This window comes from Cyclonatronum proteinivorum (assembly GCF_003353065.1).
GTDB lineage: Bacteria > Bacteroidota > Rhodothermia > Balneolales > Cyclonatronaceae > Cyclonatronum > Cyclonatronum proteinivorum.
Window position 1 is genome coordinate 2,743,662 of sequence record NZ_CP027806.1, and the last position, 15,896, is coordinate 2,759,557.

Below are 15,896 nucleotides of genomic sequence, written 5' to 3' on the forward strand. Positions count from 1 at the left end.
ACCATCGGGCTGCCAAAGATATAGAAAAGCCCGGACAGAAGAACCGTCCGGGCGGGATTAATAAGCGTTATTTTTGGGGTGTTGCTTTACGCAGCCTGACAAAGACCACAGCTGCGGATGGCTGCATAAATACAACTAAAGGAAGCAGCCGGAATCTTTACAGAAGAATAAATTTTTATTTGGTTTAAGCCTGATGACTGACAAGCAATTCGTGCATTTCCTTATTCCCTGCGCTATCAACATGATCCATAATGGACCAGCCGCGGTCATCGGTAATATCTAAGGAAGCACCATTTTCAAGCAGGAATAACACAACATCTTTATGTCCGTTCATGGCCGCCCAATACAGGCCATTTGTATTTCGGTTGTCGAGCTGATCCAAATCAGCATCGTGTTCTTTCAATAATTTCAATACGTTAAGGTGACCATGCTTCGCGGCTTTATAAGCGGCGTTCCGCTGATGTTCATCCTGTGTGTTGGCATCGGCTCCCGCTTCAAGCAGAGCCTTTAAAGAATCAAAGTCGCCGTTTTCCGCCGCATCAAGAAATTTATCATTCCCCATAATCGGTTCTCCGTTTAGGAATTGTGAATCATTTTAGTGAAGGTTGTTAGTCCGATTTTAGCACTTTCAGCACGAATAATCAATCACTTTATTTTTCTTAGATGTTTGATTCTGAACCGCTTAACTATTACATTGGCATGATATCCTAATATCAAACATCGATTAGCTGAAATCGGTGTTACAGATGATCCTGCATCTGCCGTGAAATCAGTACTTTCTGAACGCATGTTATGTACTGATATAATAATGATACCTGATCGCGGCCCCTTTTTCCGCTTTTTTGAATAGACAGGTAAGCACTTTTAATCCCGCATTTTTTTGTATATGCGTTTTCAATCATGGCTTAGAGTAAACTACTGCGCCTTTTTGGTGACAGTTTTGGTGTCATTCGCGGGTTTGCCTGCCGCGGCGCAGCAGTTTGACGAAGACATTAAGCAGACCATTCAGGACTATCTGAAGGCCCATCAGGCCAACGGTACTTTTTCCGGGGAAGTAAAGCTTAAGCTGCACGATCAGACGGCGACATGGCGGACAGGCTACCGTTATTTTTCCCGCCTGCAGCCCTTTCAGGAAGGCGACCTTTTCCGAATCGGATCGCTCACCAAACCTGTCGTAGCAAGCTGGTTCGGACGACGGTTTCAGGATGGAACCCTAAACCCGGGCAGCTTCATTTCAGCGTGGTTTCCGGAGCAAGATCAGTGGGAAGACATCACCCTTTCCCACCTTCTGGCCCATACCTCCGGCATTCGCAACTACACTGCGCTGCCTGATTTCCCCGAAACCCTGCACCTGCCCGCCTCCATCGATGAAATTATACAGCGCTTTGCTGACCTGCCCCTTGAGTCGGAGCCCGGCAGCACGTTTAGCTATTCGAATTCCGGATACATCCTACTATCCAAAATCATGGCGCTGGAAACTGGTCTCCCGTTCATGGACGCCATCGACGCCTTTATTGCGGAAGAGCTGGAGATTGAAAACATGATGTATGAGCGCCCCGACTCAGCAATTGACCGGCTTGTTACCGGTTACACCGATCTCAGCACGTTTGAAGAGAGCCGCTTCATCCACATGTCGCTGCCGCTCGGTGCCGGGGGGCTGATGGCTACCGGATCGGCTATGATTGACTTTACGGAGCGCATGTATGATGAAGCTTTTCTGAGTGAGCACTGGCGACGGACACTTCTTGACCCGCAGAGCGGCAACTATGCGCACGGCTTTGCAACCGGACCGGTGCTTAGCCGGCCAAGTATCGGACACGCGGGCGGTATCAACGGTTTTGCGTCTAATTGGCTGCATTTTCCGGTTGACAGCCTGACTGTCGTCATTCTTTCGAATTATGAAGCCGCGAATGTCGGGCCCATTATGCGGGATATTGTTTCCATTGTGTTTGGCAGGTCTTTCGATATGCCTGTTGTGCGCGAGCCCATCCGCCTTCAGGATGAAGAATTGGAGCGCTTCAGCGGAAGATTTGAGATCAATCCGGGTTTTTCAATTCAGATCCGCAACAGCGAAAGCCGGCTGTTTGCACAGGGCACCGGTCAGCCTGAAGTAGAACTTTTTCCTGAATCACCAACGAAGTTCTTTCTGCGACAGCTCGATGTTCAGATTGAGTTTATCTACAATGCGGAAACCGGCATAGCGGACCGGCTTAAACTGTATCAGAGCGGGATGGTACTCGAAGGGAGAAGGGTGCCCTAACTTACAGCTCGTCAGCAATTAATGATGAGTACATCCGGGGCAATATTCGGTTCAGCATGTAAGAGACACTGACCGCAGGCTGACCGCCTTCAGCAAGAAAAATTCAGCCAAAACTAACGCACTATTGGTTTTCAGCTCATGCGGCTTTGTGGATGATTACGTATCTTATCCAAAGATTAACACTGTTAACCAGTCTTAAATGCTATGCGAGATATGATTTATCCTTTTGAAATTGAGTTAGATGTGCGCGACTATGAACTCGACGCACAGGGGATTGTAAACAATGCTAATTATCAGCACTACTTTGAGCATGCACGTCATGAGCTGTTGCGGAAAATCAGCCTTAGCTTTGTTGGCCTGCATGAAGCCGGATTTGATTGGGTCGTTCACCGCGTTGAAATTGACTACAAAAAGCCGCTCCGGTCAGGCGAGCGTTTTCGGGTGAAGGTCGCAGCCGAGCAAAAAGGGGTGCGATTCATTTTCCATCAGAAGATTGAACGGGTCAGTGACGGCGCCGTCACAACGACCGGGAAAATTTCATCCGTTTTCATGCAGAACGGGCGCCCGGTTCGTCCTCCGCAGCTTGTGATTGACGCCTACAAAACGCTTTATCCTGGTTAAACCGCATTATTCACCAAGAAATTTTCTTGCTGGCAAGGCGAAGCTGAAAACTCAGCGGAAGGGTACCTAAGTACCCTGAGCATGAGTTTTCAGCTTCAACGCCGCCAGCGGGGAAATTTCGCAGCGTGGGAATCACTACGCTCGGAGCACAGCGCTTCTATCGCACCCAAATTTGAGTAACCGCAGCTTTTCACTAAGCTAAATTTAAACTATCATTTAGGTAATAAAACCCTTTTCAATGTGAATAATGCGGGTTAACAAAGTTCAGAACACCGTGCTGCCCTCATCGGTGAGCCAGGTAAACCAGACGGTTTGATTGATCACAGGAATATTGTTTTCCTCGCATATATCCATCGTATGACCGGTTCCGCCCGTTTTGGGGTTTTCTAAATCGTCATAGAAAATACCGCAACTCGCCGGTTTTATGCCCTGTGTACCAATCGCCTTAACCGTATCCCGTATGATGTAGGCCGCTTTGATGGTGAACCGGTTAATATCACCGGCGGCATACCTGTCAATAAGCTTTTCGGTCTTTGTATTACGCTTTGACTGATACAGCACTTCCGGCTCTTCGGTAATGTTCATGCTTTCCAGCGAATAGGTGTCATGCGCGAGATTGCTCTTTTTTCGATGACCATCATAGGGCGTAATCACCTGAAGCCGCGCGGCATTTACCGCACTCACCCCTTCCGAAAAATACTGATCAGAGCCCGGAGCGTTGCCGCTTCTAAAAATCATGTGCCTCGTTTTGGAAGTCAACAGCCGGCCCAAAGCCTTCAGTTTGTCTTTATCCCCTTCAGCAACCTTACGCTTACCCTCGAGCAAAACAATGGCTTCCGGCTTGTCAAATTCACGGATAAATTCAGAGAGCGTCATGGATTTTGGGGGTTTGATTTTCTTTTGAAGGTAAAAATGGAAAGGTGTCGTGTGAAAACCGGATTCTGTGCTGACTGTAAAAATAAGGTTTGAGAGCGGTCTCCTGAGCTTCATCACAATATAATTTGAAAGGAAACAAAATGCCCGCTGCGAAGGATGACCCGCGTCAGAATGGACAGGATTTGTAGCACCTTATTAATCTAATTTTTATATTGGATTTATATATTGACGCAAGTTATTATCTGCCCCGTAGTGAGCACCAAGCCTTTCTCATTGAATCCCATCAAAGCCATATCATCCCTCATCCTGATTTTTACCATGCTGTTTTCTGCAGCTGAAGTGAACAGGATCGGGCTGTTTGTGTTCGCTCATTATACAGGGAACAGCTGTACCAATATTCTCTGCACCTGCGGCTCGGGTTGCGCATGCTCCCATACTTCGGATTCAAACGCTGACAGCCCTGTCCCGGTGAATGCTGCCGGCATACCGCTCATTGCGCCAACGCTTAGTTCAGGATCTGACAGCGAAAACGCACTTTGCTGCAGCGGTACCGACGCTTCTCAACCAGACGATTCCCAAACTTCTGAAACCAAACTTGCCACGGCACAGGGCGCACAACTCTGCAGCTGCGGTCATCACGATCCGGCTGATACCTCCGGCACCATTAAGCCCCTTGACAAGGTAACGCTCGCTGTTGGTATGCTTCTTCAGAAACCAGAACTACGCCCGAATAAACTGCCCAGCATTACCCAAAGTACTCATCCCGCCTTCCCGGATGAAGTCTTCCATCCGCCGACTGTCTGAGTCCGCACACATCATGAACAGGCTCTTTTGAAATTCTGAGCTGTCCCGTTTTCGGCAATGGGTTTACTGTGTACTTAATGCACTTAACACCATCGGCAAACTGCGTCCTGCGCACTGCCGTGTTGCCTGAAATACGGGAATCATACCGATGATGTGCCTGCCTGATTCATTGAACTGACGTCCTGCCTTAAGAACACGGACCATCCGAAAGGCGTCAGCTCTTGCACAAAAGACATTCAACTTATTTTATAATGGAAGACTATTATACACCCTTTGATCAATCCCATACTGACAAATTTCTGTCAGTTTTATTGGTGACATTTTTTGTCACCCCAATCTTACTGTTTTGTCAGACTTCAACCATTCATGCCAGCGCAGCTGCGCACGGTATCCATAGTCAGGAAAGCGATCAGCCTTATCAGGCTGTGGTTCGCTGTGCCGAAACCGGGCATGTTCTGGGCAGCGCCCACATTCTGGTTCAGGATGTGCCCGGCATGCACACCGTAAGCCGCGCGGACGGAAGTTTTGAGCTCCGTCTCAGCCTACAAGGTTCTGAACAGGTGCTGCAGATTTCGCACCTGGGTTTTCACCCGCTCAGCCTTCGATTCACGCATATCAGTGAACTGCCCGCTGAAATTTTATTGACGCCCAAGCGCGTAAACATGAGTCCGGTTTCCGTAGTAGCGCACCACACGGTCGGCAGGCCCAAAAACGGCCTCGATATTACGCAAGCGAGTTTCACACCGATCGACTCCGGCGCTTTTTTGCGCGAAGCCGACAATGTTTCCGGTGTACGCAGGGGCGGATTCGGTATCGATCCCGTCGTGCGCGGAAACAGCGGCAGCCGGCTCAATATCCGCGTTGATGGCCTTGCTTCAAGCGCTGCAGCCTGCCCGAACCGCATGGATCCCCCCACCTCCCACATTCGGTTGAGCGACATTGAGCGAATCGAAATTCACCACGGTCCGCATGCGCTGCGTTTTGGCCCGTCTTTTGGCGGAACGGTTGATTTCATCCGGCACAAGCCTGAAGTGAGTCCACAGTTTCAGGTTCAGGGGGATGTTCGCCTTGCGCTTGAGAGCAATACCGGCAACCGCGTAACGGATGCGCGCCTGCACCTCGGCAACGCCCGCTACGACCTCATGCTTAGCGGCGGCTTTTCCGCAACAGACGACTACACCGGCGGCGACGGCCTGAAAGTGCCGGCCTCATTTGAGAGCAGCGATTTTGGCGCCGAATTGTTTTTCCGGCCTGCAACAGGCCATCAGCTGCAGGCGGGATTCTCACAGTCCTATGTGCGAAACGCCGATTTCCCGGCCCTGCCGATGGATATGGCCATGGATGACACCTTTAAACTAAAAGGCGGTTACGCATGGAATCCACAGGACGTGCCCGGGCTGCGGAGCCTTCGCGCGGATGCTTACTACAGCTATGTTGATCACGAAATGAACAACCACAATCGTGAATCCTTCAACATGCGTGACGCTGTTGCTCTTGCCGAAACCAAAACATGGGGCGTGCAGGGGGAAGCTATCGGGATGTACCGCAGCCTGCGCTGGAACGCTAACGCCTCCTACACCAATCAGCAAATTGATGGCACCCGCTTCGTAGATTTCAAGGCCGGTCCCAATGCCGGTAACAGCATGACCTACAATTTGTGGCAGGATGCCATCATCCAAAACAGCGGCCTTTATGCGGGCGCGGATTATTTTTTGGATGCCTGGACGATCTCAACGGCCATCCGGCTGGATTACAATACTGCGGAAGCCCGAAATCTTGCCCCGCGGTTTGCCGGTACGGATACTTCGAGCGAGCACTTCAACCTGAGTCTAAGTGCCGGAATCAGCCGGGAGTTGAGCACCAACACGGGGATCAGCCTGTACGCAGGACGGGGCGTTCGGTCGCCGGATGTTACCGAGCGCTTCATCAACTTTCTGGCCGTTGGACGCAACGCGTTCGAGTTTGCCGGAAATCCAAATCTGAAACCGGAATCGACCCATCAGCTTGATCTCGTTTTCCGTACCCGCACAAACGACGATGCACTTAACCTGCAGCTGAATGGCTTCACCGCGCTCATGCAAAATTATATAGCCGGGGTACGCAACGAAGAGCTGCAGCCGATGGTGGCAAGCGCACCGGGCGTACTTGAGTTTCAGAACCGGGACGATGTCTTTACGGCGGGCTTCGAAGCTACTGCCGAATACCGATTGCCTTCTGTGGCTTCTGCACGTCTGAGTGCGTCCTACACCTATGCGGAATTCACGGATGATGGCAGCGCCGTTGCCGAGATTCCGCCCTTTGAAAGCCGCCTTGTGCTGACCGGACTTTTCAGCGGACGCTTCATACCCGAAGCAAACATCCGCAGGGTACTGACTCAGAATCGGTTTGATGCCGGTTTCGGTGAAGAAAAAACGGATGGGTTCTGGCTCGCAGATATCAGTGTGCGAACCCGCGTGCTGCAGAATCTCAGCCTGAATGCAGGCGTGCGCAACCTGTTTGACGAAGCCTATTCCGAACACCTGAACCGCAACATACGTCCGGATATAAACGAAGGCACCATGAAGCTGCCCGAGCCGGGCCGACGGGTATTCGTTGAAGTCAGCTGGCGGTTTTAATGAAATGAAGTAGGAGCACTTACTCTAAGCTGCCGTTTATATCAGAAGTAAGCTTCACCTAATAATCAAAGCTCCGGGCCTGTCTCAGACCCGGAGCTTTGTATTTTCTTCCCAAAAAAGCAAGGGATTCATCTTAGATTTACGCGCGCTAATCTTTCACGAAAGACAGTGAGGTGCACGGGGTTTCACCCAAAAAAACAAGCAACAATTTGGCAGAAATCTTCCTGTCCGAACTCCCGGCTTTATGCCAAGTGCAGCGGACTATGCGAACAGGAATGTCAGCTGCCTTCTTTTTGTCTGTTGAAACCGGAAATAAATTTACCCAAACTGCCGGGATTGGTGGCTACAAAATCCGGGTAGTGCATTAGGCTGCGGTGACAGACTTCCTGCAGGATGAAATGGGTGAAATGTACCAGCTTGTCCGCTTCCTGATCAGCTTCAGGATTTAAAAAGTAAATGTTTTCCAGGGCAGTAAGTCCTGCGTCTTTTGGAGTGTTCACGTTTTGATACAACGGGTGGTAAGGCGTGCTGTGCAACTCTTTGTAATTTCGGGGCCAGTTAAGCACCATGAAATCGGCAAGCAGATCTTCCGCCTTGCCTGTATCCTGATCGGGACTGTTGGTTTTCATCAAACGATTAATGTGTGACCTGATGAGCCGGCTGAAGCGCAGTCCTTCTGCTGTGTAATCGTATCGGTTTAATACTGCGAACAACAGCGTGGGCGCAGCAAATACAATGAGAAAAAGACCCATAAAAGAACCCAGAATCATCAGGTAAACCGCAACAAGTACAGCTATTAGGCCAATGTAAACGGCGTTTCGGTCTTCCTTAAAGTGTGACAGTCCGGCTGTCAGGTCTTCAAAATAGCTTTCCCGGAGAGCCGCCTTTAGCTTTTTCAGGCCCGCCCGCAGTTCTTTGGCTCTCTCTTCATTTGAGCTGCCTGATTTTTTGAGATTTGCGAGTCCGGTCCTTGTTGGAAACAGCTCCTTTAGAGGTAACTGTTTTCCCTTGCAGCGGCTGTTTATGTATGCAGATAATAGCTTGTGCCAGGGCCGCAGCGTGCTGTTCTCGTTTGCTTCAAGTGGCTGAATAAGGATGGTGCTGTTCTCAATAAGCTGTTTGATTTCGAACGGCAGCATTTTACGCAACGCGCTTGTCCCCAATGCTGAAGTAATGGCCCTGTCTTTCAGAAAGTTGGAAGGAATACTAATTTCCATCCGCAGATGTCCGGCGCGGGCAAGGTCTGTGAGGGCGAGTCCGGTGAGCCGCAGGACACGGTTGCGGGGCTGTAGTACCGTTGCGCTGTAGAGCGTCTTCATGACCCCAACCGGAAGATTGCGCAAATCAGCCATGGTCAGGGGCTGGTTGAAATCGAGAGATTCCGCTTCTTTCTTGGCCCTGCGCTTGCGGATACGGCGTGCGACAAAAGTGTATAAGCAAAGGAAAAACAATATCCAGCCTACCGGGCGCCAGAAGACGAGTTTACCTGCGGCCGTCTCCTGACGCTGCCGCTCGTCTTGTATGCGGGAAGACCACATCAGGTAATTTTCATCGAGGCTTTCCTGCGTCACATCAGAAGCTGCCGCTTCGGGCGGGAGTCCAAAAACAGCGCCCTTGCTAAACAGAAGCTGCAAATGCAGCGGACGAATCGGGCTGATCTCCATAGGATGAAGGCGGATTCGCAAACCGTCTTCATCCAAAACCTGCAGTACCAGTGGTTCTCCCGCACTTGCGGTAAGGAACCTTGCGAACGGTATTTCTTCCGGCGCCTCTTCGAAATCGAGCGTGAAGCCGGTTTGAAGCCTGCGGACATTGGGTCGTTGTTGCGCTTCAGCCATATTTACCGGCGCAGCATGTGCGAAAACATGGTCAAAGAATGCAAACCCGTCCGCATCTTGCACCAAGTTTTGAAGTCGGTAGCGCAGCTGTAGTTCCGTTTCCCCAAAGCGTCCGAAAACGGAAATCGTGGTTGTTTCGGGGCCTTCTGACAGTACAAATCCCGGACCGGGCTCTTCCGCTGCCGGGTTTGTGGCAAATTCTGGCATTTCCGGAAAAGCGGCCAAAACAGACCCATTCAGGACAACCTCCAAATCATTCACGGACGAGTTACCGTGAGAAATATCAGCTATAAAAAAAGGCCGGAAGGGATTGATTTGATACCGCCGCGTTTCTGTGATTTGCAGCGTGCCATCCGTCAGCACCAAGGCCTCAATTTCCAGCCGTTCAAAGGAATCCTGATTTTGGGACGCAGCATTTAAACTATTTTCCCAAAAGAACATCAAAAGCACCAGCATCCCTGCCATAAGAAACAAGGTTCTGACGGGATGAAAACCGGTGATAAGCACATTACGCATCATTAAAAAGCCCCTGTAAAAATCTTCAGTATAGATGAACAGGTAATAATAATGATTATTTCTTACATAGTTACCCCCTGAAATATAGGTTAGAAAGTCGAAATTTTTTAATATTCGCCGCTCGATAGTACGAAGCTACAGAGCTCCTCAGGACGGATGAGTGGGCTCCTACGGCAAAACCACGGAATCACACAAATTCTTCAACAGCGATCTGATAGGCATGCAGGGGATTATCGCGGCGGCCTTCCCAGCTTTTGTTGTAGCTTTTGATTTCATTCAGCACGGTTGCTACGGTTTCCTCTGTCTGAAAGGAAAAGAACAGCGTAGAGTAAATCCCGTGATCGCCCTGTGAAAACCAGGTACGCACATCGGGCTGATGTTTTTCAGTCCGGAATCCATGCATGGGCGTTTCGCTGTAGACAGCAACTTTGTTTCGGGCCATCATTTGGCGGACTTCATCCGCAAATTCGGCTACACTCAGAATAATCAGCAGTTTCATGGCAACAGTATGTTTTGTTGAGGGAAAACCCGGGACAGTCAGCCTTGCTGCGCTGTGCTGTCACGGGTTTTGTGTTTTCAGGATGGAGATGGAATCTGCCTGAGCGTATCAAACAGCTTCAGGCTTTATTTTTTGACCATGTAGTAGATCAGTGGCACCGTGATGAGCGTGAGCGCGGTAGAAGCAAGTGCACCGCCCATCAGGGAGATGGCGAGACCCTGGAAAATCGGATCGAAAAGGATGACGATGGCGCCAATCACAACGGTTCCGGCCGTAAGCAGGATCGGCATGGTGCGCACAGCACCGGCTTCAATGACCGCATCGTGCAGGTTGTTGCCGTCTTTCAGGCTGATTTGGATGAAGTCGATAAGCAGCACCGAGTTTCTGACCATGATACCCGCAAGGGCAATGAGGCCGATCATGGAGGTTGCGGTGAAGAAGGCTCCGGTAAACCAGTGTCCCAGCAGGATACCGATCAGGGACAGCGGGATGGCGATCATCATAATGATGGGAACGCCGAAATCCTGGAACCAGCCCACAATCAGAATGTAAATGATGATGAGCACGACCGCGAATGCAATGCCGAGATCGCGGAAAACTTCGAGGGTTATCTGCCACTCGCCGTCCCATTTTACGGTTACGTTTTCGCTGTTGAACGGCTGACCCGCAAATTGCTGCGTAACCGGGCTTCCTGCGGCCTGAAGAGCGTCAATTTCGGCTCCGGCATCGAGAATGGCATAAACCGGACTTTCAATTTCTCCGGCAACTTCTGCCACTACGTACACTACCCGCCGCTGATTTTTGCGGTGAATGCTGCGCCCAAGCTCCTGCTCGTGTACTTCCACAAGATCTGCAACGGGCAGCATGGCCCCGGTTTGTGATTGGACGTGCAGACCAGCAATGCTGCCAAGTCCCGAACGGGAAGCATCGTCGAGGCGCAGCACCATCGGGATGGGATCGGCATGCCGCGGCTGATACAGGTAAGAAACCGGGTGCTCACCAAGTACCAGACCCAGGCTTTCGGTTATTTGCATGGGGGCAATCCCGCTTAGCTGTGCTTTGTCGCGCATGACCGAAAAGCGGTATTCGGTTTGGGCCGCTTCCACCATCCAGTCCACATCCACAATACCGGGGGTGCGCTCAAAAATATCCATGATATCCCGTGCTGTAGCCCGCTGTGTTTCGAGATCCGGTCCGTACACTTCAGCCACAAGGGTTGAAAGCACCGGCGGCCCCGGAGGCACTTCCACTACTTTCACATTGGCACCGTGTCGTAAGCCGACTTCCTGCACCATCGGACGAATCCGCTTGGCAATATCATGGCTTTGATCAGAGCGCTCGCTTTTATCAACGAGATTAACCTGAATATCGGCTACGTTCGGCATCTGCCGCATGTCGTAGCTGCGCACCAGGCCATTGAAGTTAATGGGCGCATTTGTTCCGGCATACACCTGATAGTCGTACACTTCCGGTACCTCAAGCAGGCGCAGGGCGACTTCCTGCGCTACGGCATGCGTACGCTCCAGCGTAGTGCCTTCCGGCATATCGATGATGAGCTGAATTTCATTCTTATTGTCGAAAGGCAGCATTTTCACTTCCACCCAGCGTACATAAAAAAGCATCAGCGTCGCAAACAAAATAGCCGTCGTTCCCAAAAGAAAACTCCACCGAAGCCAGGCTTTGCTCAGCAGCGGACGCATGGTCGCTGCATATACTTTGAAAACCACCGTTTCTTCCAGCTTATACGGCTTTTTAGCTTTACTGCCCGCTTTGGGTTCAGGCTCCTTAAGCAGGCGATAACCCAACCAGGGGGTCACAATCAGGGATACGATCAGGGAGAAAATCATGGCAACCGTTGCCCCGATAGCGATGGGACTCATGTAGGGTCCCATAAGACCTGAAACGAAGGCCATCGGAATAACCGCAGCAATTACGGTGAAGGTCGCCAGAATGGTCGGATTTCCTACTTCGTTAATCGCGTAGATTGCCGCCTGCCGGAACGGCAGTTTTTTAATCTTAAAGTGACGGTGCATGTTCTCCGCCACAATAATTGAGTTATCAACCACAATACCGGTCACAAACACCAGCGCAAACAGGGTGATGCGGTTCAGGGTGTAGTCGTACATGTAGTAGAAAAACAGGGTGAGGGCGAAGGTGATGGGCACCGAAATAAACACCACAAGTCCGCCGCGCCAGCCCATGGCCAGAAATACAACAAACGTAACTGCAAGCACCGCGACAATCAGGTGAATGAGCAGGGTGTTGACCTTTTCAGTAGCTGTTACACCGTAGTTGCGGGTTACAATAACTTCGACATCATCGGTCAACAGACTGCCGCTGAGCTGACGGTTCATTTCCAGAATCTGATTGGCGATGGTGTTGGCATCCGCGCCCTGCCGCTTGGCAATGGAAATCGTGACGGCCGGGTAGCTTATGCCCGCCTGCGATTCGTAGCGCTCCGCTGCGGCAGGTCCATGACTGTAGCTCGCATAATTTACTGCCTGACCCGGTCCATCGGTTACGCGGGCGACATCCCGCAGAAAGACCGGCTCGCCCTGATGCACGCCCAGTACGAGTCCGGCCACATCTTCTGCCGTCTCCAGGAAACTGCCTGTCTGTACCAGAAACTCCGTATCATTCCGGCTGAAGCTGCCGCTGCGAAACTCACTGTTGGCCGCCTGAAGCGTTTGGGCAATGCGCAGCGGATCAACGCTGAATGCCGCCATCCGGGCAGGATCGAGGGTAATTTCCACCGCGCGGGTGCGCCCGCCGTGAAGGCGTATCTGCGACACATCGGGAATGCTTGTGAGCTCATTGGTGAGCTGTTGCGCGAGCTGACGCAGCAGGTAGTCATCCTTACTGCCGTCGCGGCTGTAGAGGGTGAGGGTTACAATCGGCACATCGTTGATGGAGCGGGATTTCACCAGCGGCATGGTTACACGCTCAGGCTTGGTATCCATGAAGCGCATCATTTCATTGTAGAGCCGCACCAGACTGCGTTCCACATCTTCCCCAACATAAAAGCGGGCGGAAACAACTGCCATTTCAGGCATGGATGTGGAGTAAATGTACTCGATACCGGAAATGTTCGAGAGCACTTTTTCAAGGGGGATGGCAATGGTGTTCTCCACTTCTTCGGGCGAGGCGCCCGGGTATCCGACAAAAATATCGGCCATGGGCACATCAATCTGCGGTTCTTCCTCACTTGGGGTAAGCCAAACGCCGTAGGCGCCAATGGCAAGGAAGGCAATCATCAGCAGCAGCGTAAGCTTGGAGTCGATGAAGGCCTGCGCTATTTTTCCTGCTAAACCAGTATTCATAAATTTTGGGATTATTCGTAATTGGATTCAGTTCTGGTTTACAGGCTCACACGCTGACCTTGTCTCACAGGCGTATCAAGCACGGAGATGTAGCGTTCTCCGGATCGCAGACCCGATACGATTTCAACCCGTCCTTCATGCGCACGCCCCGTTCGCACCCAGCGCAATACCGCCTGACCCGATTCGGTTACGGCGTAAAGTCCGGTGAGCTGTCCGCGGTGCACAAGCGCAGACTGCGGCACAAAAATAGCCGGCTCGTCGGAAATGCTCAGATGAAGCGTTGCAAACATACCGGGCCGGATGCCGCTTTCATGAGCGTCAGGCAGGACAGCTTCCGCTGAAAACTGCCTTGACATCTGATCGCCGCTACTGTTGACACGGGTAAGGGGAACGGAATCCATTTCAATGCCGGCAGCCGGCACGCTGTACCGGATGGTTTCACCCGCAGTTAACTCACGGATGAGATTTTCCGGCAGATGGGCCCGGATTTTCAGCAAACCGGGACTTGATAGGGTAACAACGGGCTGTCCCGGTGCGGCGAGGTCTCCGGCACGCATAAATTTGCGGGAAACAACGCCCTCAAAGGGCGCACGGATGACTGTATAGGCCAGCATTTCCTGTACTTCCTGTTCGGAAGCTTCCAGCATTTCAAGCTGTGCTTTGGCCATGTTGTAGCCGGCGGTCGCTTCATCAAGTTCGTGCCGGGTTGCGCTTTCCTGCTCGTAGAGATTGGTGATTCGGCGAAAAGCGGCAGCGGCAAGCTCATATCCGGCGGCAGCCTGCATTTTGGCCGCCTGAATCTGCATGAGCTGCGCCCTGATCTGATTGTCGTTGATACGTGCAATCACCTGTCCGCGGCTAACCCGGTCGCCTTCATTAACATCAAGCATGGTAATCGTGCCCATTACGATTGTGCTGAGGCGGGCTTCCTGCGCACTGATTGCAGAGGCAGGAAAGCTGTGGGTTACGATGGAAACTTCGGTACCGGCGAGCTCGGTCTGTACGGCAAGCGGCGTTTCCTGCGGGGTGGTTTCGGGTGATGCGCCACAGGCCTGAAGAATCAGCCCGGCCATTATCAGGGCTGAAATCAAAAGAAAAGACTTATTGGTATGGATAAAATGCATGGGTTGAAGAATTTTGACGGTTTGTTTTTTTGATTTCAAAGCTTAGTTGCCGAGCAACAGCTCAAGGGCTGCGGCGCTCATATTGTACTGAAAGAAGGCTTCAAGCTGCTGCAGGCGGCTTTCGGACAGCCGGGTTTCGGCGAGGAGTAAATCGGTTGTGCGTTCCAGGCCTTCGGCGAAGCGATTGCCGCGGATGCGCGCGTTTTCTGTTGCACCGGCTACCGCTTCTTCAGAAAGTGAAATCCTGTTCAGGGCATGTTCAAGCGAGCGTGCGGCCTGACGCAAATCGGTGTGCTGCTGCTGCTGAAACTGATCGAGGCCTGTTCTCGCCATGCGGGCCCTTGCCGAAGCTTCTGCCCTGCGTCCGGCCTGCTGAAAACCGGAAAACACGTTCCAGCTCAGGCTTGCCCCGATCATGTAGGCCGAAGCACCAAAGCCAAAAGGGTCGTTGTCATTGAGTTCAAAGCTTCCAAACACATTCAGACGGGGCACAAAACTGTAAGCTGCGGATTTAACCATGTAGCCGGCGGCTTCGGCCTGAAGCGCTGCAGCGCGTACAAACGCATTATCAGGCGGGGTTTCAACAGCTGCGCTATCCGGGAGGAATCCCGCCTGCTGTTGCAGCGAATCCGTAGGCAGAATGCGGGTCATAGCGTCCATCCCAAGTAACAGCGACAGTTTTTCCTGTGCAGTCTCCGCTTCATTAGCGGACTTCGCCAGCCGGCTTTCCAGCTCAAGACGGTGCACCCGTGCGGCGAGGAGGTCTTCGCGGCTGAGCATGCCTTCATTATAAAAGTTCTGTGCCTGCTTTTCGTAGGCTGCGGCCGTTTCAGCTGCTTCTGCAATTACCTGCTGTATCTGACCGTAAAGCACCAGCTTGTAATAGGCCTGCTTCACCTGAAAAGTTATCATGGCTGCGGTGCCATCAAGCATTTCACCGGCTGCTTCCGTCTGTGAGCGGGAAGCCCGGCGCGCGAACATCATATCGGCGTTGAACACAGGCTGTTGCACCGTGATACGGGCAGCATAGTTCTCGTACGAGCCGGGATTGTTCAGCCGCGCAGGATCAAAGTCCGGAGCCGTTACCCGCTCTTGCTTTAACCTGAAGCCGAATACGTTCAGAGGATCATCGGTGCTAACCGCCTGATACTCCAGGGAAACAGAAGGCAGAAAGACAGCGCTCGTCTGACGATACTGCGCCTGTGCCACCTGCTGTTCATGGCGTTTCATAGCAATATCCCGGTTGTTTTCTGCTGCCAGCTCAAGGGCCTGTTCCAGCGACAATTCAAGCGTCTGTTGTGCGCTGAGCTGTAAGGGCGCGCCAAACAGCAACAGTAAGATCGGCACGAACAGTAACCCGGATACCCGCATTGTTTTGCGTGGGTTTAGCTGACATGATGTTTGATACGACATTTGCATAATT

11 protein-coding genes are annotated in these 15,896 nt (G+C 51.7%); 4 read left to right on the top strand and 7 right to left on the bottom strand.

The annotated features are described in order from the left end of the window. Window positions 1-184 precede the first annotated feature (184 nt). A complete protein-coding gene (locus tag CYPRO_RS10455; protein WP_114984561.1) occupies window positions 185-562 on the bottom strand; it encodes an ankyrin repeat domain-containing protein in 378 nt (125 codons plus the stop codon). A gap of 324 nt (window positions 563-886) precedes the next feature. Between CYPRO_RS10455 and CYPRO_RS10460 the strand changes: the two genes are divergently transcribed. Both CYPRO_RS10460 and CYPRO_RS10465 read left to right on the top strand, forming a co-directional pair. After that, a complete protein-coding gene (locus CYPRO_RS10460) occupies window positions 887-2,260 on the top strand; it encodes a serine hydrolase (RefSeq protein ID WP_114984562.1) in 1,374 nt (457 codons plus the stop codon). Window positions 2,261-2,464: 204 nt separating this feature from the next. Further along, on the top strand, window positions 2,465-2,881 hold the full coding sequence (locus CYPRO_RS10465; RefSeq protein ID WP_114984563.1) for an acyl-CoA thioesterase: 417 nt from the start codon (window positions 2,465-2,467) through the stop codon (window positions 2,879-2,881). Window positions 2,882-3,145: 264 nt separating this feature from the next. Here CYPRO_RS10465 and CYPRO_RS10470 read toward each other — a convergent pair whose 3' ends face one another. Further along, window positions 3,146-3,757, bottom strand: coding sequence for a hypothetical protein (locus tag CYPRO_RS10470; RefSeq protein ID WP_124245589.1), 612 nt, complete (start codon window positions 3,755-3,757; stop codon window positions 3,146-3,148). Between the two features lie 273 nt (window positions 3,758-4,030). Here CYPRO_RS10470 and CYPRO_RS10475 point away from each other — a divergent pair, with 273 nt between their 5' ends. Together CYPRO_RS10475 and CYPRO_RS10480 are read left to right on the top strand one after the other, a co-directional pair. Continuing rightward, a complete protein-coding gene (locus CYPRO_RS10475; RefSeq protein ID WP_114984565.1) occupies window positions 4,031-4,561 on the top strand; it encodes a hypothetical protein in 531 nt (176 codons plus the stop codon). 314 nt (window positions 4,562-4,875) lie between these two features. Next, complete coding sequence (locus tag CYPRO_RS10480) at window positions 4,876-7,176, top strand: TonB-dependent receptor domain-containing protein (protein WP_240644881.1); 2,301 nt, start codon at window positions 4,876-4,878, stop codon at window positions 7,174-7,176. 278 nt (window positions 7,177-7,454) lie between these two features. On the opposite strand, the gene CYPRO_RS10485 is transcribed toward CYPRO_RS10480, so the two are convergent. The 5 genes from CYPRO_RS10485 to CYPRO_RS10505 all read right to left on the bottom strand — a co-directional run bounded on the left by CYPRO_RS10485 (window position 7,455) and on the right by CYPRO_RS10505 (window position 15,844). Continuing rightward, on the bottom strand, window positions 7,455-9,533 hold the full coding sequence (locus CYPRO_RS10485; RefSeq protein WP_114984567.1) for a DUF2207 domain-containing protein: 2,079 nt from the start codon (window positions 9,531-9,533) through the stop codon (window positions 7,455-7,457). A 184-nt stretch (window positions 9,534-9,717) separates the two neighbouring features. After that, window positions 9,718-10,029: a hypothetical protein gene (locus tag CYPRO_RS10490; RefSeq protein WP_114984568.1), complete on the bottom strand. Its 312-nt coding sequence runs from the start codon at window positions 10,027-10,029 to the stop codon at window positions 9,718-9,720. Window positions 10,030-10,154: 125 nt separating this feature from the next. Further along, entirely contained in the window at window positions 10,155-13,349 is a 3,195-nt protein-coding gene (locus CYPRO_RS10495) for an efflux RND transporter permease subunit (protein ID WP_114984569.1), read from the bottom strand. A gap of 38 nt (window positions 13,350-13,387) precedes the next feature. Next, on the bottom strand, window positions 13,388-14,473 hold the full coding sequence (locus CYPRO_RS10500; protein WP_124245590.1) for an efflux RND transporter periplasmic adaptor subunit: 1,086 nt from the start codon (window positions 14,471-14,473) through the stop codon (window positions 13,388-13,390). Between the two features lie 42 nt (window positions 14,474-14,515). Further along, a complete protein-coding gene (locus CYPRO_RS10505; protein WP_164682707.1) occupies window positions 14,516-15,844 on the bottom strand; it encodes a TolC family protein in 1,329 nt (442 codons plus the stop codon). Between the last annotated feature and the right edge of the window lie 52 nt (window positions 15,845-15,896).